The sequence below is a fragment of the Actibacterium sp. D185-2 genome, from assembly GCF_054954595.1.
The window spans coordinates 148,451-166,401 of record NZ_JBPWNX010000003.1 but is presented as its reverse complement, the minus strand read 5'-3'; the positions used below and the strand labels follow the sequence as shown (position 1 = coordinate 166,401).

The 17,951-nt window shown below is 65.5% G+C and carries 18 protein-coding genes; 9 read left to right on the top strand and 9 right to left on the bottom strand.

Translation table 11 applies throughout. From position 1 onward, the window contains the following. Positions 1-13 precede the first annotated feature (13 nt). Positions 14-259, top strand: a complete 246-nt coding sequence (locus tag ACSR1C_RS07480; RefSeq protein ID WP_460258795.1) for a hypothetical protein — start codon at positions 14-16, stop codon at positions 257-259. 2 nt (positions 260-261) lie between these two features. Here the strand turns inward: ACSR1C_RS07480 and ACSR1C_RS07475 are convergent, their stop codons facing one another. After that, positions 262-519, bottom strand: coding sequence for a DUF167 domain-containing protein (locus tag ACSR1C_RS07475; protein ID WP_460258796.1), 258 nt, complete (start codon positions 517-519; stop codon positions 262-264). 60 nt (positions 520-579) lie between these two features. On the opposite strand from ACSR1C_RS07475, the gene ACSR1C_RS07470 reads away from it, so the two are divergent. From ACSR1C_RS07470 to ACSR1C_RS07460, 3 genes are all read left to right on the top strand, one after another. Next, positions 580-1,689: a class II histone deacetylase gene (locus ACSR1C_RS07470; RefSeq protein WP_460258797.1), complete on the top strand. Its 1,110-nt coding sequence runs from the start codon at positions 580-582 to the stop codon at positions 1,687-1,689. Positions 1,690-1,802: 113 nt separating this feature from the next. After that, positions 1,803-2,381, top strand: a complete 579-nt coding sequence (locus ACSR1C_RS07465) for a nitroreductase family protein (protein ID WP_460258798.1) — start codon at positions 1,803-1,805, stop codon at positions 2,379-2,381. Then, positions 2,378-3,076, top strand: a complete 699-nt coding sequence (locus tag ACSR1C_RS07460; RefSeq protein ID WP_460258799.1) for an EI24 domain-containing protein — start codon at positions 2,378-2,380, stop codon at positions 3,074-3,076. Before ACSR1C_RS07465 ends, ACSR1C_RS07460 begins: the two co-directional genes overlap by 4 nt. Here ACSR1C_RS07460 and ACSR1C_RS07455 read toward each other — a convergent pair. Together ACSR1C_RS07455 and mce are read right to left on the bottom strand one after the other, a co-directional pair. Further along, positions 3,033-3,326, bottom strand: a complete 294-nt coding sequence (locus ACSR1C_RS07455; RefSeq protein WP_460258800.1) for a DUF1467 family protein — start codon at positions 3,324-3,326, stop codon at positions 3,033-3,035. The genes ACSR1C_RS07460 and ACSR1C_RS07455 overlap by 44 nt on opposite strands. Then, on the bottom strand, positions 3,326-3,730 hold the full coding sequence (mce, locus tag ACSR1C_RS07450) for a methylmalonyl-CoA epimerase (RefSeq protein WP_460258801.1): 405 nt from the start codon (positions 3,728-3,730) through the stop codon (positions 3,326-3,328). Before mce ends, ACSR1C_RS07455 begins: the two co-directional genes overlap by 1 nt. 143 nt (positions 3,731-3,873) lie before the next feature. Here mce and ACSR1C_RS07445 point away from each other — a divergent pair, with 143 nt between their 5' ends. Then, on the top strand, positions 3,874-4,593 hold the full coding sequence (locus tag ACSR1C_RS07445) for a response regulator (protein WP_460258802.1): 720 nt from the start codon (positions 3,874-3,876) through the stop codon (positions 4,591-4,593). 11 nt (positions 4,594-4,604) lie between these two features. On the opposite strand, the gene ACSR1C_RS07440 is transcribed toward ACSR1C_RS07445, so the two are convergent. The 3 genes from ACSR1C_RS07440 to ACSR1C_RS07430 form a co-directional block, all read right to left on the bottom strand. After that, positions 4,605-5,324: a GNAT family N-acetyltransferase gene (locus tag ACSR1C_RS07440; RefSeq protein WP_460258803.1), complete on the bottom strand. Its 720-nt coding sequence runs from the start codon at positions 5,322-5,324 to the stop codon at positions 4,605-4,607. 78 nt (positions 5,325-5,402) lie between these two features. Next, positions 5,403-6,599 carry a DUF1501 domain-containing protein gene (locus ACSR1C_RS07435; RefSeq protein ID WP_460258804.1) on the bottom strand — a complete coding sequence of 399 codons (1,197 nt, stop codon included), beginning with the start codon at positions 6,597-6,599 and terminating at the stop codon, positions 5,403-5,405. Between the two features lie 2 nt (positions 6,600-6,601). Beyond that, positions 6,602-7,975: a DUF1800 domain-containing protein gene (locus ACSR1C_RS07430; RefSeq protein WP_460258805.1), complete on the bottom strand. Its 1,374-nt coding sequence runs from the start codon at positions 7,973-7,975 to the stop codon at positions 6,602-6,604. Positions 7,976-8,189: 214 nt separating this feature from the next. On the opposite strand from ACSR1C_RS07430, the gene ACSR1C_RS07425 reads away from it, so the two are divergent. Beyond that, positions 8,190-8,822: an MT-A70 family methyltransferase gene (locus ACSR1C_RS07425; protein ID WP_460258806.1), complete on the top strand. Its 633-nt coding sequence runs from the start codon at positions 8,190-8,192 to the stop codon at positions 8,820-8,822. Here ACSR1C_RS07425 and ACSR1C_RS07420 read toward each other — a convergent pair. After that, a complete protein-coding gene (locus ACSR1C_RS07420; RefSeq protein WP_460258807.1) occupies positions 8,795-9,550 on the bottom strand; it encodes a BglII/BstYI family type II restriction endonuclease in 756 nt (251 codons plus the stop codon). The two genes, ACSR1C_RS07425 and ACSR1C_RS07420, sit on opposite strands and share 28 nt — an antisense overlap. Positions 9,551-9,553: 3 nt before the next feature. Then, positions 9,554-11,329, bottom strand: a complete 1,776-nt coding sequence (gene aspS / locus ACSR1C_RS07415; RefSeq protein ID WP_460258808.1) for an aspartate--tRNA ligase — start codon at positions 11,327-11,329, stop codon at positions 9,554-9,556. Between the two features lie 324 nt (positions 11,330-11,653). On the opposite strand from aspS, the gene ACSR1C_RS07410 reads away from it, so the two are divergent. After that, positions 11,654-12,925 carry a class I SAM-dependent methyltransferase gene (locus ACSR1C_RS07410; protein ID WP_460258809.1) on the top strand — a complete coding sequence of 424 codons (1,272 nt, stop codon included), beginning with the start codon at positions 11,654-11,656 and terminating at the stop codon, positions 12,923-12,925. Here ACSR1C_RS07410 and ACSR1C_RS07405 read toward each other — a convergent pair. Next, the gene (locus tag ACSR1C_RS07405; protein WP_460258810.1) at positions 12,895-13,566 is read right to left on the bottom strand and encodes a lysostaphin resistance A-like protein; all 672 of its coding nucleotides are present in this window, start codon (positions 13,564-13,566) and stop codon (positions 12,895-12,897) included. The two genes, ACSR1C_RS07410 and ACSR1C_RS07405, sit on opposite strands and share 31 nt — an antisense overlap. A 137-nt stretch (positions 13,567-13,703) precedes the next feature. On the opposite strand from ACSR1C_RS07405, the gene carB reads away from it, so the two are divergent. After that, the gene (gene carB / locus ACSR1C_RS07400) at positions 13,704-16,997 is read left to right on the top strand and encodes a carbamoyl-phosphate synthase large subunit (RefSeq protein WP_460258811.1); all 3,294 of its coding nucleotides are present in this window, start codon (positions 13,704-13,706) and stop codon (positions 16,995-16,997) included. Positions 16,998-17,313: 316 nt separating this feature from the next. Beyond that, positions 17,314-17,946: a 50S ribosomal protein L25/general stress protein Ctc gene (locus ACSR1C_RS07395; protein WP_460258812.1), complete on the top strand. Its 633-nt coding sequence runs from the start codon at positions 17,314-17,316 to the stop codon at positions 17,944-17,946. Positions 17,947-17,951: the final 5 nt, after the last annotated feature.

Here is a 17,951-nt window from a genome sequence, read left to right as displayed (position 1 = left end):
CTAGCCTTGGGTCATGTTTACCATCGAACACGAATTCGACGCCACCATCGTGACCCTCGTTGACGAGGGGCCCGGCCATTTGCAGGAAGACATCACCATTCAGGCCTTCGAGGAATGCGTGACGGTCGAGCAATACGATACCCGCACCGATACGGTGCAGAAGGTCACCCTGTCGATGGCGCAGCTGCGCGAACTGGCCGCCGCGCTGGACCTGCCCGAAGGGGTCTATCGCCTTTCGCCGGAAAAAGGTGCGGTCTAGGGTCAACCGGCCACCCGGAATGTCTTGTCCCGCGCGGTCTGGCCGCGCAGCAGATCCAGTCGCGATTTCGGCACGCCCAGCGCCTTCGACAACAGCTTGATCACCGCCGCGTTCGCCTTGCCGCCCTCGGGCACCGCCGTGACATAGGCCCGCAGCGCGCCGTCCTCCAGCACCAGCGCATTGCGCGACGCCCTGGGTGTGACGCGCAGGGTGAATTCGGTGCCCGGTGCGCAAAGATGGGCGAAATCTGGGTCGGCCATGGGCTTCTCTCTTTGCGGGCCATGCCCTAACCTGCCCGAAAATGACGCGGAGCGGCGGCGATGACCACAGGGTTTTTCTGGGACGAGCGGTGCTTTTGGCATTCGGGCGGCAATTACGCCTTCATGCTGCCGGTGGGCGGGCTGGTGCAGCCGATGGCCACCGGCGGCCTGCCCGAAAGCCCCGAAACCAAGCGGCGGCTGAAGAACCTGATGGCGACCACCGGCCTGCTGGCCACGCTGGACGCGCGCGGCGCGCCCGCGGCCACATGGGACGATCTGCGCCGGGTTCACCCCGACACCTATCTGCGCGACTTCAAGGCGCTGTCGGATGCCGGTGGTGGCGAGTTGGGCCTGCGCACCCCGTTCGGCCCCGGCGGGTTCGAGCTGGCCGCGCTGTCGGCGGGGCTGGCGAAAGAGGCGCTGTTCGCGGTGCTTGAGGGGCGGATGGACAATGCCTATGTCCTGTCGCGCCCGCCCGGCCACCATTGCCTGCCCGAATTTCCTAACGGGTTCTGCCTGCTGGCCAATATCGCCATCGCGGTCGAGGCGGCGCTGGCCGAGGGGCTGGCCGGCCGCATCGCGGTGCTGGACTGGGACGTGCATCACGGCAACGGCACCGAGGCGATCTTTTACGACCGCCCCGAGGTGTTGACCATCAGCATCCATCAGGACCGCAACTATCCGCTGGACACCGGCGAAGCTGCCGATCGCGGCGCGGGCGCGGGGCTGGGCACCAACATGAACATCCCGCTGCCGCCCGGTGCGGGCCATGCCAGCTATCTGGAGGCGACAGAGCGGCTGGTGCTGCCCGCCCTGGCCGCGTTCGGGCCGGATGCCATCGTGGTCGCCAGCGGCTATGACGCCGCCGCCTTCGACCCCCTGGGCCGGATGCTGGCCACGGCCGACACGTTCCGCCAGATGACCCGTCTGACGATGGAAGCGGCGGCCGATCTGTGCGACGGCAAGCTGACACTGGTACACGAGGGCGGCTATTCCGAGCTGTACGTTCCCTTCTGCGGCCACGCGGTGCTGGAGGAGCTGTCGCACAGTACCATCACCGCGCCCGACCCGCTGGCCGAAACCCTGACCGTGCGCCAGCCCCCGGCCTGGCTGGATGCCCATGTCAGCACCTATCTGGGGGATCTGGCCGCCACCCTGTTGCGGCCCTAGGTTTCTTTTCCGGCCAAATATCCCCGCCGGAGGCAAGACAGTCCTGCACCGCCGCCACCCCTTGAACCCGCCCGGCATATGGCCGACATGAGTAGCGCAGACAGGAGAAACCCATGCCAAATCCCAATCCCGCCGTGATGGAATTCCTTCTCACCCGCCGCTCATGCCCGGCCAAGACCCTGACCGCGCCGGTGCCGGACCGCAACGCGCTGATGCCGATCCTGACCGCCGCCGCGCGCACGCCCGATCACGGCAAGCTGGAACCCTGGCGCTTTATCGTGCTGGAAAAGCCCGCGCTGCAGCGGCTGGCCGGTCTGGTGGCCGAACGCGGGGCCGCCCTGGAAATCGACCCCGAGAAGGTCGCCAAGATGCGCGCCAGTTTCGCCGATGCCGGGCTGGTGGTGGCGGTGGTGTCGTCGCCCAAAGCGTCCGAAAAGGTGCCGCATATCGAACAGCTCTATTCCGCCGGCGCGGTTTGCCTGGCGCTGGTCAACGCGGCGCTGGCCTCGGGCTGGGGGGCGAACTGGCTTAGCGGCTGGGCCTCTTTCGACGCCCCCTTCGTGCAACAGGGGCTGGGCCTGACCCCGGACGAGGGCATCGCCGGCTTTATCCATCTGGGCACCGAAACCGCGCGCCCGCCCGAACGCCCGCGCCCTGCGGTGAACGCAATCACCACCTGGGTGGGCGAATGATCTTTGCTGATTTCACCCGCGCGCTTGGCCAGTTGTCGGATCCGCGCTTTCGTCGGGTGCTGTGGCGCGGCATCGCGCTGACCGTCGCGCTTTTGATCGGGGTGACCGCGCTGTTCGCCCTTGGGGTCGGCTGGCTGATGCCCGCCAGCATTACCGTCTGGGGCATCGGCGAGGTCGACTGGCTGAACGAGGTTTTCTCGGTCGCCGCCGTTGTGGCGATGATCTATCTGTCCAGTTTCCTGATGGTGCCCGTGGCCTCGGCCTTCACCGGGTTTTTCCTGGATGACGTGGCCGCGGCGGTCGACGACCGCTATTACCCCGGCTTGCCCCCGGCACTTCAGATCGGGCTTTACGACACGATCCGCGACAGCATCAATTTCTTCGGCGTGCTGGTCGCGGTCAATATCGTGGCGCTGGCACTGTCCTTCTTCGTCGGCCCGTTCGCGCCGGTGCTGTTCTGGGTGGTGAACGGTTATCTTCTGGGCCGCGAATATTTCCAGATGGTCGCGATGCGGCGGCTGGGCCGCGCGGGCGCCTCGGCGCTGCGCCGCAAACATGCGGGCGAAATCTGGCTGGCGGGCACGCTGATGGCGATTCCGCTGTCAGTGCCGCTGCTGAACCTGCTGATCCCGGTGCTGGGCGTGGCGACCTTCACTCATCTGTACTACCGGCTTGCTCCATCGTCAGCCGGTTGAGCCCGCTCAGATCCCGGATCGACACCACGCCGGACAGGATCACCCCGGCCAGGATCGCCCACAGCACCACGGCAACCACCGTGACCCGCTTGGCGGTGCGCCTGGGGTCGAAATTGGCCGGCGCGCCCGCCTGGGTGCCCGGCACCACATCGCCCACATCGCCCTGCGTCTTCAGCCGCAGCGGCAGCGTGATGAACAGAACCATGAACCAGATCACGGCGAACAGGACGATGGCGGCGGTGATCGACATCAGACCTGCTCCAGTTCGACCAGGCAGCCGTTGAAATCCTTGGGGTGCAGGAACAGGACCGGCTTGCCATGGGCGCCGATCTTGGGCTCGCCGCTGCCCAGAACCCGCGCACCCGCCTCTTTCAGCCGGTCGCGGGCGGCCAGAATGTCATCGACCTCGTAACAGATGTGATGGATCCCGCCGGCGGGGTTCTTTGCCAGAAACCCGGCGATCGGGCTATCGTCACCCAGCGGGTACAGCAACTCGATCTTGGTGTTGGGCAGTTCGATGAACACCACGGTCACCCCGTGATCGGGTTCGTCCTGCGGCGCGCCGACCTTGGCGCCCAGCGTGTTGGCATATTGCGCCGAGGCCGCCGCAAGATCGGGGACGGCGATGGCGACATGGTTCAGACGGCCGATCATGGGCACACTCCTTCTTTCGCGGTTGCGCCGGTTATGCGGCGGCGGGCGCGGCCCCGCAAGGGGCGGCGCGGTTTATCGCGGCGGTTTTACCGAAGATTAAGCACTGCCGCGCTTTACTGACCCCGGGATATGGGAGAGCAATCATGACCGACGACCTGACGCCCCTTTCGCAATACCGCCCCGACCGCAGCGCCCGGCCATTGGTCGGACTGACCGTTCTTGTGGTCGAGGATAGCCGCTTCGCGTCCGAGGCGATGCGCCTTTTATGCCTGCGTTCGGGCGCGCGCATTCGGCGGGCCGATTGCCTGCGCTCGGCGCGCCGTCACCTGCGGGTCTATCGCCCGGCGGTGGCGATCATCGATCTGGGCCTGCCCGATGGCGCGGGCGACAGCCTGATCGCCGCGCTGGCACAGGCCCGTCCCCGGGTCGGCGCGATCCTGGCCACCAGCGGCGATGACGGGGCCGAGGCACGCGCGCTGGCCGCCGGCGCCGACGGTTTTCTGGCCAAGCCGGTGGCCAGTCTGGCCGCGTTTCAGCAGGCGGTCCTGTCGCGGCTGCCGCGCGACGGCCGCGCCACGGGCCCCCGCACCCTGACCGACGAGGTGATCCATCCCGACCCTTTCGCCTTTCGCGATGACATGGTCCACGCGGCCGAGATTCTGGCCGATGGCGCCGATACCGAAACCCTGACCTATCTGGCGCAATTTCTGGAAGGGGTGGCGCGCGCCGCGCGCGATCTGCCGCTGGAACAGGCGGCGGCCGGGCTGGCCCACCGACAGCGTCAGGGCCAGACCGCCGAGGACGCGCTGCTGCGCATCGCCAGCCTGGTCGATGCCCGGATCAGTGCCACGGGGCCGGTCTAGGCATGGGGCGCTCAGCCCGCCAGAACCGGGTCCGATCCCGCGCGCACCAGCGCGGTCAGATCCGACAACCGCTCGATCTGACGACCCTGCGCATCGAAATTCGACGGGGCCAGCCAGGCCTCATACGCCTCTTTCAGCGCTGGCCATTCGGCGTCGATCACCGCGAACCAGGCGGTGTCGCGGTTGCGCCCCTTGACCACGGTGGCCTGCCGGAACACCCCCTCATAGCTGAACCCCAGCCGCTGCGCCGCGCGACGCGAACCCCGGTTCAGCGCATCGCATTTCCATTCGTAACGGCGATACCCCGCGCCGAAGGCCCAGCCCATCATCAGATACATCGCCTCGGTCGCGGCGCGGCGTTGCTGCAGCTCGGGCGCGAAATTGATATGCCCGACCTCGATACTGCCCGCTTCGGGCGTAATCCGCAGGAAACTGGCGACACCGGAAAAATGCCCGCTTTCCAGATCCTTGATCGCATAGAACACCGGATCGGTGCCCGCTGTCACCTCGCGCATCCAGCGGTGGTACTGCGCGGCCGACGAAAACGGGCCATAGGGCAGGTAATCCCAGATCGCGTCATCGGCGGAATTGGCGCGGTGCAGATCGGCGGCGTGGGCATCGGGCGACAGCAACTCCAGCCGCGCGAACCGCCCTTGCAGCACCGGCGCATCGGGGCGTGGTGGCGGCGTCCAGCCCGGCACGGGCCGGCCCAGCGGTCTTTCGTCGGACATGGCGCTGATCCCTCTTTGCTGACACTGCGGCGATCTAGCCCCAAACCGCGACGCGAGGAAACCCCGAATACACGCGCCCTACAGGGTGATCCGGGCCACGCCACCCATATCAAGCCCCGGAAAAACCGCGCCTTCCAGCACCGACCGGTTCAACCCGAACAGCCCCTGCATGGCCGAGGCTGCATAGGCGCGCACATCCGCCGTCGGCATCAGGTCGCGCCCCTTGTAAAGTTCTGCCTCCCCCAGCCCCGGCCAGTCGCCATAAACCCGCCCGCCACGCACCGCGCCCCCGGCCAGAACCATCGCGCCGCCGGTGCCGTGATCGGTGCCGCCGGTGCCGTTCTCGCGCACGGTGCGGCCGAATTCGGTCATCGCGATCACGCTGGTCTGACCCCAGACCGGCCCCAAGCCCGCCTTCAGCGCCAGCAGCGTATCGGAAAGCGCCGCCAGCGGCCGTTTCAGCGCAGCGGTCTGTCGGTTATGCGTGTCCCAGCCGTTGATCGAAAACGCCGCGATCCGGGTGTCGCCGCGCAACCGGCTGGCCGCGAAAGCCGCCACCTTTTCATGATCCTTGGCGCCCTTGGCCTGCGCCATGCCGCCCGCCGCCTCGGCCTCCAGGCTTTCGACGATCGCGATTGCCTCGCTCACCGCGTCGCGGAACAGCGGATCGTGATGCGCGACCCGTTCCATCAATCCACGCGCCTGTGGCGTCAGATCCAGCCGCGCGTCGGGGGCCCAACTGGCCACGCCCGCCGCCCCCTTCAGCACCAAAAGATCGCCCTCGCCGATCGCATAGGCGGTTTCGGCACTCAGCCCCGGCACCGTCTGCAACATCCGGTTCAGCCAGCCGTCGCGCACCGAACTCGCGCCCAGATCGAAGCCGGTCCCGGCCTCGAGCAGATCCTGCCCGTCGAAATGGCTGCGCTTGTCGCGATACGGTGTCGAAACCGCGTGAACGAACCCCAGCTCACCCTGGTCCCACAGCGGCATCAGCGCAGACAGACCCGGATGCAGCGAAAAGAACCCGTCCAGATCATGCGCGCCGCCCGCTTCGCCGAACGCCAGCGTGGCCCGGTTGGCGGCAAGAACCGGATCGCCGTAGGGCTGCACCACGTCCAGCCCATCCATCGCGCCGCGCAGGATGATCACCACCAGCCGCTGATCCCAGGGCGCTGCGGCCAGGGTCACCGGCGTCAGCAGCGGCGCGGCGGCGGCCGAGCAGCCCAGCGCTAGGCTGCGCGTCAGAAACCCCCGGCGTGAAAGCGGCTTGCCCATGGTCATCTCCTTTGAAATTCGGGCGCGGTCAGCACCAGCGCCACACCCACGGCGCGGTTTTCCGCCGCCGCCGCCGCAAATCGCAGATCGCCCGACGCCACGCCCCCCAGCGCGGTTTCGACGAAGGCGCGCGGGTCGGGCAGATCGGGCATCAGGGCCGATGGCGCCTGCATTGCCCATTGAATACGCGCGGCCATGCCCTGGGGGGTGATCCAGGCCTCGGCCTCTTCGGGCCAGCCGTCGGGGCCGATCGGCTCTTCCCAGGGCTGGCCCATCGCCTGCAGCGGGCGGGTGAACAGCCGCAATGTGGTTTTCGCCTCCAGCGCGTCCAACACCGGGCCCGGCAGCGCCAGCGCCCGCAACGTGGCCCCCAGAAAATCGAAGGGCTGGCGCGCCTTTTGCAGCGTGGGCACCCAGGCGGCGGGGTGGTCCAGCAGCGCGGCATAGGTCGCCATCAGATCGCCGCCGCTGGCCGCAAAGGCCGCGGCCACGTGATCCACCAGCGCCGGGTCGGGCGCATCGGCCACGAAATGCACCGCCAGCTTGCCCGCGATATGGCGGGCCGTGGCCGGGTGCCGGGCCAGATCATCAAGTGCGGCATGGATATCGGCCAGTTCGGGCGCGCCGCCACCATAGCGGGTGCCCAGCACGGTCTCGGCCCCCGGCTCGGCCATGGCAGGGCGGAAGGTAAAGTCCTTGTCGGCGTCGACCGACAGCCCGGTGAACAGCGCCGCCAGTTGCTGCACATCCGCCTGCCCATAGCCCGCCCCGACACCCAGTGTGTGCAGCTCCAGCACCTCGCGGGCGAGGTTTTCGTTCAGCCCGCGCGCCTTGCCCTTGCCCGCCGCCGAGGCCGGCCCGACCGAGCGCGCCTGATCAAGGTAAAGCAGCATCATCGGGTGGGTCACCGCAGCCTTCAGCAGGCTGGCGAAAGAGCCGGTCATATGCGGGCGGATCGCCTCTTCGACATAGGTCGAAACCAGTTGACGCAGCAGCGCGCCCTTGCCCTTCACGGTGAAATGGTCGGCCCAGAACCGGGTCAGCCGCTCGCGCATCCCGTCTTCGGTCAGGGCCGCACGGCGCAAGGCGGCGGCCAGATAGGCCTGCTGTTCGGTGCGCGCGGATTTGCGCAGGACCCGGATCGCATCACGCGCGGGGCCGCCCATCGCGCCCTCTGTCTTGCGCTGGCGGGTCAGCGCGCGGTATTCGGCCAGCATCGGCAGACGGGCCGCGTATGGCGCGATCGGGTGGCGCGCGGCCATCACATCCGGCCCGCCCAGCCGCGCCAGCATTACCCCGGCATCGCCTGGCGCGGCAATCGCGGGGCACAGCCCGGTGCCGAAACGAATTTCGGCCAGCCTTGACTCAAAACTCAACGGGGTGCTCCATCTGCTGATCCGATGCGCCGACAGCGCCGTGTTCGTCCCTAAATAGCATCGCGGGCGGGGGATTTCACCGCCCCGTTTTCACATGATCCGCCGGGCGGCGGCAGGTCGCTCAGACGTTCAGACATTCAGTAATTGTAAAGAAGTTTTTGTTCCTGTAATGTTCCAGTTGGACAATGGGGGCGAATTGGTCAATATGTTGGACATGTCGGATACACCAGCACAAGACCTGCAAAACTTTCTGGGCAAGGACCGGTTTTCAACCGTTCTGGCCGATCCGCCCTGGCGGTTCACCAACCGTACCGGAAAGGTTGCACCGGAACATAAGCGGCTGTCGCGTTATCCGACCATGACGCTGGACGACATCTGCGCCCTGCCGGTGGCCGACCATCTGGAGGATCGGGCGCATTGCTATATGTGGGTGCCCAACGCGCTGCTGCCCGAAGGGTTGCAGGTGCTGTCGGCCTGGGGGTTCGAGTATAAGTCGAACATCATCTGGCACAAAATCCGCAAGGATGGCGGATCGGACGGGCGCGGCGTGGGTTTCTATTTCCGCAACGTGACCGAAATTTTGCTGTTCGGCACACGCGGCAGGAATGTGCGCACCCTGGCGCCGGGACGGCGTCAGGTGAACATGGTGCAAAGCCGCAAGCGCGAGCATTCGCGCAAACCGGACGAGCAGTATGAGCTGATCGAAAGCTGTTCCTGGGGCCCCTATCTGGAAATGTTCGGCCGCGGCGTGCGCGATGGCTGGACGGTCTGGGGCAATCAGGCCGATGCCGATTACAAGCCCGACTGGAAGACCTATTCCTACAATTCGTCGCTGGCGGCCGAGTAATCCGCCACCGCCGACACCGGCAGACCGATCAGCAACAGCGGGCACGGGTTGCCGACCCCGCGCGCGATCCGGTCGTTCAGTTTGGCCCAATGGGTCGTGGCCATGCCGAACTTGTCCTGCACGAACTGGCGCGCGAACGCCTCGGCGAAGCTCATGCCGCGCTGCATCGACCGCTCGACCGCCGCGCGTTGCCGCGCGGTGCGGTCCTTCATGCCGAAGGGCACCAGCCCGGCTTCGTCATCAATACCGTGCTCGGCGATGAACCCGGTCACCAGCGGCAGCAATTCGTCCTGCAGCCGCGCGCCCCGCGTCACCACCACGCCGACGCTGATCACCGATTGCGCGTGCAGACGCTGGAAATTCTCCAGATCGCGATCAAAGAACGGATCCTTGTTGTTCCATTCGATTTCCAGCGCGATTGTGCCGGCGGCGGCGCGGCGCACATGGTCGATCTCGTGGCTAGTGGCCTCTTTGGTCACGCCGTCGATCTTGGTCTCGACCACGAAATTATGCTTCAGCCAACCGCTGTTCGACAGCCGCCGCCGCAGCCGCCGGGTCGAGGCCGCCTCGCCCCCGCCGCTGCCGATCAGTTCGGCCGGCGAGATCGAGAAATCCAACAGCGCCTGAACCAGCTCGGCGGTTTCGGCCGGGAAATCGACGCCCAAGATGGCTTCGGCATGGTTGCGGACCATGACATCGAAACCGGCCTGGCGCAGCGCGTCGAACATCCCCTAGTCCTGCGGGATGACCCGCAGCGACAACTCGCGCAGCTGCTCGTTCAGCGGTTCGGACGGCGCGCCCATCATCAGATCCTCGGCCCGCTGGTTCATCGGGAACATGATGACCTCGCGGATATTCGCCTCATCGGCCAACAGCATCACGATGCGGTCGATGCCCGCGGCACAGCCACCGTGCGGCGGCGCGCCGAATTTGAACGCATTGACCATGCCGCCAAAGCGCTTGGTGACCTCATCCGCCGGATAGCCCGCCAGTTCGAACGCCTTGAACATGATTTCGGGCTTGTGGTTCCGAATCGCGCCCGAGATCAGCTCATACCCGTTGCAGGCCAGATCGTACTGATAGCCCAGCACGTCCAGCGGATCGCCGCCCAGCGCGTCGATCCCGCCTTGCGGCATGGAAAACGGGTTATGCGAAAAGTCGATCGCGCCGGTTTCGTCGTCTTTCTCGTACATCGGGAAATCGACGATCCAGGCAAAGGCGAAGCGGTCCTTTTCGGTCAGGCCCAGTTCGTTGCCGATCTCGACCCGCGCGCGACCGGCGACAGATTCGAACGCCTGCGGCTTGCCGCCCAGGAAGAAGGCCGCATCACCCTTGCCGAGCTTCAACTGCTGCCGGATCGCCTCGGTCCGTTCGGGGCCGATATTCTTGGCCAGCGGCCCGGCGGCCTCCATGCCATCCCCGCCCTCACGCCAGAAGATATAGCCCATACCGGGCAACCCTTCCTTCTGGGCAAAGGCGTTCATCCGGTCGCAGAACTTGCGCGACCCGCCATTCGGCGCGGGGATGGCGCGAATCTGGGTGCCGTCCTGTTCCAGCAGCTTGGCGAAGATGGCAAAACCCGAACCGCGGAAATGCTCGGACACGTCCTGCATCTTGATCGGGTTGCGCAGGTCGGGTTTGTCGGTGCCATACCACAGCGCCGCGTCCTTGTAGGAAATCTGCGGCCAGTGCTTGTCCACCTTGTGGCCGCCGCCGAATTCCTCGAACACACCTTCGATCACCGGCTGGATCGTGTCGAACACGTCCTGCTGCTCGACGAACGACATCTCCATGTCGAGTTGATAGAAATCGGTGGGGCTGCGGTCGGCGCGCGGGTCTTCGTCGCGGAAACACGGCGCGATCTGAAAGTATTTGTCGAAACCCGACACCATGATCAGCTGCTTGAACTGCTGCGGCGCCTGCGGCAGGGCGTAAAACTTGCCGGGATGCAGGCGCGACGGCACCAGAAAGTCGCGCGCGCCCTCGGGGCTGGACGCGGTGATGATCGGGGTCTGGAATTCGCGGAAACCACTGTTCCACATCCGCTTGCGGATGCTGGCCACCACGTCGCTGCGCAGTTTCATGTTATCCTGCATCGCCTCGCGCCGCAGGTCGAGGTAGCGATAGCGCAGGCGGGTTTCCTCGGGGTATTCCTGATCGCCGAACACCATCAGCGGCAGCTCGTCGGCGGCGCCCAGCACCTCCAGGTCGCGAACGAAAATCTCGATCTCGCCGGTGGGCAGCTTGGGGTTGATCAGGCTTTCGTCGCGGGCCTTCACCTCGCCATCGATGCGGATGCACCATTCGGACCGGACCTTTTCAACCGCGGCAAAGGCCGGGCTGTCGGGGTCGGCCAGCACCTGGGTGATGCCGTAATGGTCACGCAGGTCGATGAACAGGATGCCGCCATGGTCGCGCACGCGGTGCACCCAGCCCGACAGGCGAACGGTCTCTCCGACATTGGCTTTGGTCAGTTCGGCGCAGGTATGGCTGCGGAAGGCGTGCATGGGTCGTCCTCGGGATAAAAGCGGTGTCGCGCCGATACACCCGCCCCAGCCCCTAAAGTCAAGGGAGGGCTGCGCCGCCGCCCCGCCACAGGGCCTGAAAACAGGCTGAAACCGGGAAAAACGGGACGCCGGGCACCTTGGCGGGCATGGCAGCGGTGGCCCGGCCCACACCTGCCGCTAGGGAAATTGCACCAAAGGCTGGACATGGTCCCGAAGCTGTTCTTAAACTCTGCACCTGTAAGCAAAAAATCAGGCCACATGGCCAATGAGGGATGTTCGGGTAAGCAATTTCGCCAGGTGCCAGGTCGCCTGTAGGGGGTGCATATGTGGGATCGTTTGCTGGATATCACGCTGACCCGCCTGATACGGGTGGGCGGAATGAAGGTCGAACTGCCGGATGGACGCTGGCGCCGCTATGGCCCGGCCGATCCGCCCGACGTGACCGTGCATATACGCGACCCCGATCTGCCCCGCAAAATCCTGCTGCACCCCGATCTGGCGGTGGGCGAGTCCTATGTGGACGGCCGGCTGGAGATCGAGAATGACGATCTTTACGGCTTTCTCGGGCTGATCCTGCGCAATCGCGGCGACGGACAGACCAGTTTCGCGCTGGAGTTGAACCTGATGCTGCGGCGGCTGGCGCGGGGGGTGCAGCAATACAACCCGATCGGCAAGGCGCGGGCCAATGTCGCGCATCATTATGACCTGTCCGGCGCGCTGTATGATCTGTTTCTGGATGCGGACAAGCAATATTCCTGCGCCTATTTCCGCACGCCCGAGGATACGCTGGAACAGGCCCAGGCCCAGAAAAAGGCGCATATCGCGGGCAAGCTGTTGCTGAAACCGGGGATGCGGGTGCTGGATATCGGCTGTGGCTGGGGCGGCATGGCGCTGACGCTGGCGCGCGATTACGGCGCGCGCGTGGTCGGCGTGACCCTGAGCGAAGAGCAGCACAAGGTCGCCTGCCAGCGCGCCCGCGACGCGGGGCTGGCGGATCGGGTCGAGTTTCGCCTGACCGATTACCGCAATGTCACCGACCGTTTCGACCGGATCGTGTCGGTCGGCATGTTCGAGCATGTGGGCGTGCCGCATTACCGCGAATATTTCCGCCATGTGCATGACAAGCTGGCCGAGGACGGCGTGGCGCTGATTCATACGATCGGGCGCACCGATCCGCCCGGCTCGACCAGCCCGTGGATTTTGAAATACATCTTCCCCGGCGGCTATGTTCCGGCCATGTCCGAGGTAATGCGCGCGGTCGAGAAGGAAAAGCTGGGCACCACCGATGTCGAGGTCTGGCGCCTGCATTACGCCGAGACGCTGCGCCACTGGTATGACCGATTCATGGCCCGGATCGACGCGGCGCGCGCGCTGTATGACGACCGGTTCTGCCGGATGTGGCGCTATTATCTGGTGGGCAGCGAGCTGTCGTTCCGGCTGCATCATCAGGTGGTGTTCCAGTTTCAGTTGTCGCGCCGACAGGATGCGGTGCCCCTGACCCGCGACTATCTGTATGCCGAGCCCGCCGAGATGCACATGCCGCTGATCGCCATGGACGCCCCGGTTCAGAACGGCCGCACCACGTTGCCGGAATAGAAATAGACGCCCAGCCCAAGGGCGAAGATGATCCAGCCGCCGATGGAATGCAGCAGCACCGCCATCGCGAAGCTGCGCCGCATCTCATAGGCCCAGGCAAAGACCAGCCCGCCGAAGAACGTCATCCCGGCGACGATCCAGTTCCAGTACATCAGATGCGCCAGCGAAAACAGCGCCGCATTCAGCACGATCGCCAATTCGACCCGCGGCAGCAGCGGGCCGTAGCGGCGAAAGAACAGCGTGCGATAGACCACCTCCTGCGGCAGGGCCGACAGCACCGGATAGAGGATGAAGATCAGCGCCAGCAGTACGGGTTGCTGCCGGATCAGCACCAGGAACGCGCCGGGCCGGGTGCCCAGAACCACCGCCGCCACCACAAGCAGCGTGACCATCGTGAACAGCGCCACAAAGCGCCAGTCCATCGCCGCCCGGTTCCAGACCAGTTCGCGCAGGTGAAAGCCTTCGGTGACCTTCAGCAGCGCCAGCCCCACGGCGGTGATCGCGATCAGCATCGGCAGCATCCACTGTGCCGGCAGCACCATCGCCATGATCAGCGGCGCGGCCACATAGAATCCGACGAACTCGGCCCAAAGCCGGGTGCGACGGGTGAAGGGGCGTTGCGCCAGCAGATGGTCGGACATGGGCTTTCCTTTGCACACGGGCTTTCCCGATATAGGGTTTGCATGTGAAAATCACATGGGCGGGGCACGGGCGGGGCTTGCGCCTGTTGGGCGCTTGGCTATAACCCCCAAGATTTTGCCATTCCGGGGGACGGGTCATGCCGAAGAGAACCGATATCAGCTCCATCATGATTATCGGCGCGGGGCCCATCATCATCGGGCAGGCCTGCGAGTTCGATTATTCAGGCGCCCAGGCCTGCAAGGCCCTGCGCGAAGAAGGCTATCGGGTCATCCTGGTCAACTCCAACCCCGCCACGATCATGACCGACCCCGGCCTGGCCGACGCCACCTATATCGAGCCGATCACCCCCGAGGTCGTCGCCCGCATCATCGAGAAAGAGCGTCCCGACGCGCTGCTGCCGACGATGGGCGGCCAGACCGGGCTGAACACCAGCCTCGCGCTGGCCGACATGGGCGTACTGGAAAAATTCGGGGTCGAGTTGATCGGCGCCAACCGCGGTGCCATCGAGATGGCCGAGGACCGCAAACTGTTTCGCGAAGCGATGGACCGGCTGGGCATCGAAAACCCCAAGGCCACCATCGCCAACACGATGCAGGAATGCATGGACGCGATCGATTATGTCGGCCTGCCCGCGATCATCCGTCCCGCCTTTACCCTGGGCGGCACCGGCGGCGGCGTGGCCTATAACCGCGACGATTACGAACATTACTGCCGCACGGGGCTCGACGCCTCGCCCGTCAGCCAGATCCTGATCGATGAATCACTGCTGGGCTGGAAAGAATACGAGATGGAGGTGGTGCGCGACCGGGCCGATAACGCCATCATCGTCTGCGCCATCGAAAACGTCGATCCGATGGGGGTGCATACCGGCGATTCCATCACCGTGGCCCCCGCCCTGACCCTGACCGACAAGGAATACCAGGTCATGCGCAACGGCTCCATCGCCGTTCTGCGCGAAATCGGGGTCGAAACCGGCGGCTCGAACGTTCAATGGGCGGTGAACCCCGCCGACGGCCGCATGGTGGTGATCGAGATGAACCCGCGGGTGTCGCGTTCATCGGCGCTGGCGTCCAAGGCCACGGGCTTTCCCATCGCCAAGATCGCCGCGAAACTGGCCGTGGGCTATACCCTGGACGAGCTGGACAACGACATCACCAAGGTGACGCCGGCCAGTTTCGAACCCACGATCGACTATGTCGTGACCAAGATCCCGCGCTTTGCGTTCGAAAAATTCCCCGGCGCCAAACCGCATCTGACCACCGCAATGAAATCCGTGGGCGAAGCGATGGCGATCGGCCGCACGATCCACGAATCCCTGCAAAAGGCGCTGGCCAGTCTGGAAACCGGCCTGACCGGGTTCGACGAGGTCGCGATCCCCGGCGCCCCCGACAAGGCCGCCGTCATCGCCGCGCTGTCCACCGCCACGCCCGACCGGATGCGCACCATCGCCCAGGCAATGCGCCACGGGCTGTCGGACGACGACATTCACGCCGCCACCGCGTTCGATCCGTGGTTCCTGGCCCGCATCCGCGAAATCATAGAGGCCGAGGCCGAGATCGCCACCAAGGGCCTGCCGATGACCGAAGAGGGGCTGCGCAAGCTCAAGATGATGGGCTTCACCGATGCCCGTCTGGCCAGGCTGACCGGCCGGGACGAAGGCCAGGTCCGCCGCGCGCGGCGCAATCTGGGCGTCAACGCGGTGTTCAAGCGGATCGACACCTGCGCCGCCGAGTTCGAGGCGCAGACGCCCTATATGTATTCCACCTACGAATCCCCCGTGATGGGCGAGGTCGAATGCGAGGCCCGCCCCAGCGACCGCCAGAAAGTGGTGATCCTGGGCGGCGGCCCCAACCGGATCGGCCAGGGAATCGAGTTCGATTACTGCTGCTGTCACGCCTGTTACGCGCTGACCGACGCAGGCTATGAAACCATCATGATCAACTGCAACCCCGAAACCGTCAGCACCGATTACGACACCTCGGACCGGCTCTATTTCGAGCCGCTGACCTTCGAGCATGTGATGGAAATCCTGCGCGTCGAACAGGCCAACGGCACCCTGCACGGGGTGATCGTGCAGTTCGGCGGTCAGACGCCACTGAAACTGGCCGACGCGCTACAGGCCGAGGGCATCCCGATCCTGGGCACCAGCCCCGACGCCATCGACCTGGCCGAAGACCGCGAGCGGTTCCAGGATCTGGTGCAGAAGCTGGGGCTGAAACAGCCCCATAACGGCATCGCCAGCACCGATGCGCAGGCCCTGGCCATCGCCGAAGAGATCGGCTTTCCGCTGGTGATCCGGCCGTCCTATGTGCTGGGCGGCCGCGCGATGGAAATCGTGCGCGACATGGCGCATCTGGAACGCTACATCAACGAGGCCGTGGTGGTCTCGGGCGACAGCCCGGTGCTGCTCGACAGCTACCTGTCCGGCGCGACCGAGATCGACGTCGATGCGCTGTGCGACGGCGAACAGGTCCATGTGGCCGGCATCATGCAACATATCGAAGAGGCCGGCGTGCATTCGGGCGATTCGGCCTGCTCGCTGCCGCCCTATTCGCTGCCCCAGGACATCATCGACGAACTGAAAGCCCAGACCAGGGCGCTGGCACTGGCGCTGGGCGTGGTCGGCCTGATGAACATCCAGTTCGCGATCAAGAACGGCGAGATCTATCTGATCGAGGTCAACCCCCGCGCCAGCCGCACCGTCCCCTTCGTGGCCAAGGCCACCGACAGCGCGATCGCGTCGATCGCCGCACGGATCATGGCGGGCGAGAAACTGTCGGCCTTCCCGATGCGCCCGCCCTACCCCGCCGGCACCAGCCCCGACGACACGCTGCCGCTGGCCGACCAGATGTCGCTGGCCGACCCCAACATGCCGTGGTTTTCGGTCAAGGAGGCGGTGATGCCCTTCGCCCGCTTCCCCGGCGTCGATACGATCCTCGGCCCCGAAATGCGCTCGACCGGCGAGGTAATGGGCTGGGACCGCTCCTTCCCGCGCGCCTTCCTGAAGGCGCAGATGGGCGCGGGCGTGGTGCTGCCGCACGAAGGCGCGGTGTTCTTCTCGATCAAGGATGACGACAAGACCCCGCAACTGGTGGAAACCGCGCAACTTCTGGTCGATCTGGGCTTCTCCATCGTTGCGACCCGCGGCACCGCAGCGTTTCTGGAAGGCCAGGGGATTGCCTGCGAGGTGGTCAACAAGGTCTATGAGGGCCGCCCGAACATCGTCGACTTGATGAAGGACGGCAAGATCGCGCTGGTGATGAACACGACCGAAGGTGCCCGCGCGGTCGAGGACAGCCGCGAAATCCGCTCGGTCGCGCTTTATGACAAGATCCCTTATTACACCACGGCGGCGGCGGCCCATGCGACCGCACTGGCGATGAAATCGCGCGAAGAGGGCGAGGTCGGGGTGCGGGCGCTGCAGGGCTAAGGCACAGCCGGCAGGCTGATCAGGCGGCGCGCCTTCGGCGCAAGACATGCGTTTGATTGGGGCGCTGCCCCAAACCCCGGGATATTTCGCCCAAAGCAACATACGAGGGGATCCCCTTCCAATTGCTTTGGTGCAAATATCCCCGCCGGAGGCACAGCGGCCCGCAGGGCCGCAAATCATTGTCTTGCGCCGCAGGCGCGCCGTTGGATTAAACCCGGCCAATTTTCCCCTTCCCATCCTGCCTGTTCTGGCCTATACGCGCGGCTTCATCTGGGCATACACCCTTGGAGGATGCCCGCAATTTAGGAGAATTATCATGGCTGGTCAGATTCCTGATCTTCACGCCACGGTACGTTCGGGGACAGGCAAGGGGGCCGCCCGTCAAGCTCGTCGCGAGCAATTCGTACCCGGCATCGTATACGGCGGTGGCGAAGACCCCGTTTCCATCAACATCCCGTTCAACGTGTTGCTCAAGCGTCTGAAAGCGGGCCGTTTCCTGTCGACCCTGTTCAACCTCAAGGTTGAAGGTCAGGAAGACGTGCGCGTGATCTGCCGCAACGTGCAGCGCGACGTGGTCAAGGATCTTCCGATCCACCTCGACCTGATGCGCCTGCGCCGCACCTCGCGGATCAACCTCTTCATCCCCGTCGACTTCGTCGGCGAAGAGAACGCGCCGGGCCTCAAGAAAGGTGGCGTGCTGACCGCAGTCCGCCCCGAGGTCGAACTGAAGGTGACCGCCGGTGACATCCCCGAGAAAATCACCGTCGACATCAGCGGCATGGATATCGGCGACATCGTCCACATCTCGGACGTGACCCTGCCCGAGGGCAGCCGCCCGATGATCACCGATCGCGACTTCGTGATCGCCAACATCTCGGCCCCGTCGGGGCTGCGGTCCGCTGGCAGCGACGATGAAGGTGAAGAGGGCGAAGGCGAAACCGAAGAGTAAATCGC

Coding starts and splice junctions, on each gene's coding strand:
- ACSR1C_RS07480 (WP_460258795.1), top strand. CDS start 14: ATGTTTACCATCGAACACGAATTCGACGCCACCATCGTGACCCTCGTT.
- ACSR1C_RS07475 (WP_460258796.1), bottom strand. CDS start 519: ATGGCCGACCCAGATTTCGCCCATCTTTGCGCACCGGGCACCGAATTC.
- ACSR1C_RS07470 (WP_460258797.1), top strand. CDS start 580: ATGACCACAGGGTTTTTCTGGGACGAGCGGTGCTTTTGGCATTCGGGC.
- ACSR1C_RS07465 (WP_460258798.1), top strand. CDS start 1,803: ATGCCAAATCCCAATCCCGCCGTGATGGAATTCCTTCTCACCCGCCGC.
- ACSR1C_RS07460 (WP_460258799.1), top strand. CDS start 2,378: ATGATCTTTGCTGATTTCACCCGCGCGCTTGGCCAGTTGTCGGATCCG.
- ACSR1C_RS07455 (WP_460258800.1), bottom strand. CDS start 3,326: ATGTCGATCACCGCCGCCATCGTCCTGTTCGCCGTGATCTGGTTCATG.
- mce (WP_460258801.1), bottom strand. CDS start 3,730: ATGATCGGCCGTCTGAACCATGTCGCCATCGCCGTCCCCGATCTTGCG.
- ACSR1C_RS07445 (WP_460258802.1), top strand. CDS start 3,874: ATGACCGACGACCTGACGCCCCTTTCGCAATACCGCCCCGACCGCAGC.
- ACSR1C_RS07440 (WP_460258803.1), bottom strand. CDS start 5,324: ATGTCCGACGAAAGACCGCTGGGCCGGCCCGTGCCGGGCTGGACGCCG.
- ACSR1C_RS07435 (WP_460258804.1), bottom strand. CDS start 6,599: ATGGGCAAGCCGCTTTCACGCCGGGGGTTTCTGACGCGCAGCCTAGCG.
- ACSR1C_RS07425 (WP_460258806.1), top strand. CDS start 8,190: ATGTCGGATACACCAGCACAAGACCTGCAAAACTTTCTGGGCAAGGAC.
- ACSR1C_RS07420 (WP_460258807.1), bottom strand. CDS start 9,550: ATGTTCGACGCGCTGCGCCAGGCCGGTTTCGATGTCATGGTCCGCAAC.
- aspS (WP_460258808.1), bottom strand. CDS start 11,329: ATGCACGCCTTCCGCAGCCATACCTGCGCCGAACTGACCAAAGCCAAT.
- ACSR1C_RS07410 (WP_460258809.1), top strand. CDS start 11,654: ATGTGGGATCGTTTGCTGGATATCACGCTGACCCGCCTGATACGGGTG.
- ACSR1C_RS07405 (WP_460258810.1), bottom strand. CDS start 13,566: ATGTCCGACCATCTGCTGGCGCAACGCCCCTTCACCCGTCGCACCCGG.
- carB (WP_460258811.1), top strand. CDS start 13,704: ATGCCGAAGAGAACCGATATCAGCTCCATCATGATTATCGGCGCGGGG.
- ACSR1C_RS07395 (WP_460258812.1), top strand. CDS start 17,314: ATGGCTGGTCAGATTCCTGATCTTCACGCCACGGTACGTTCGGGGACA.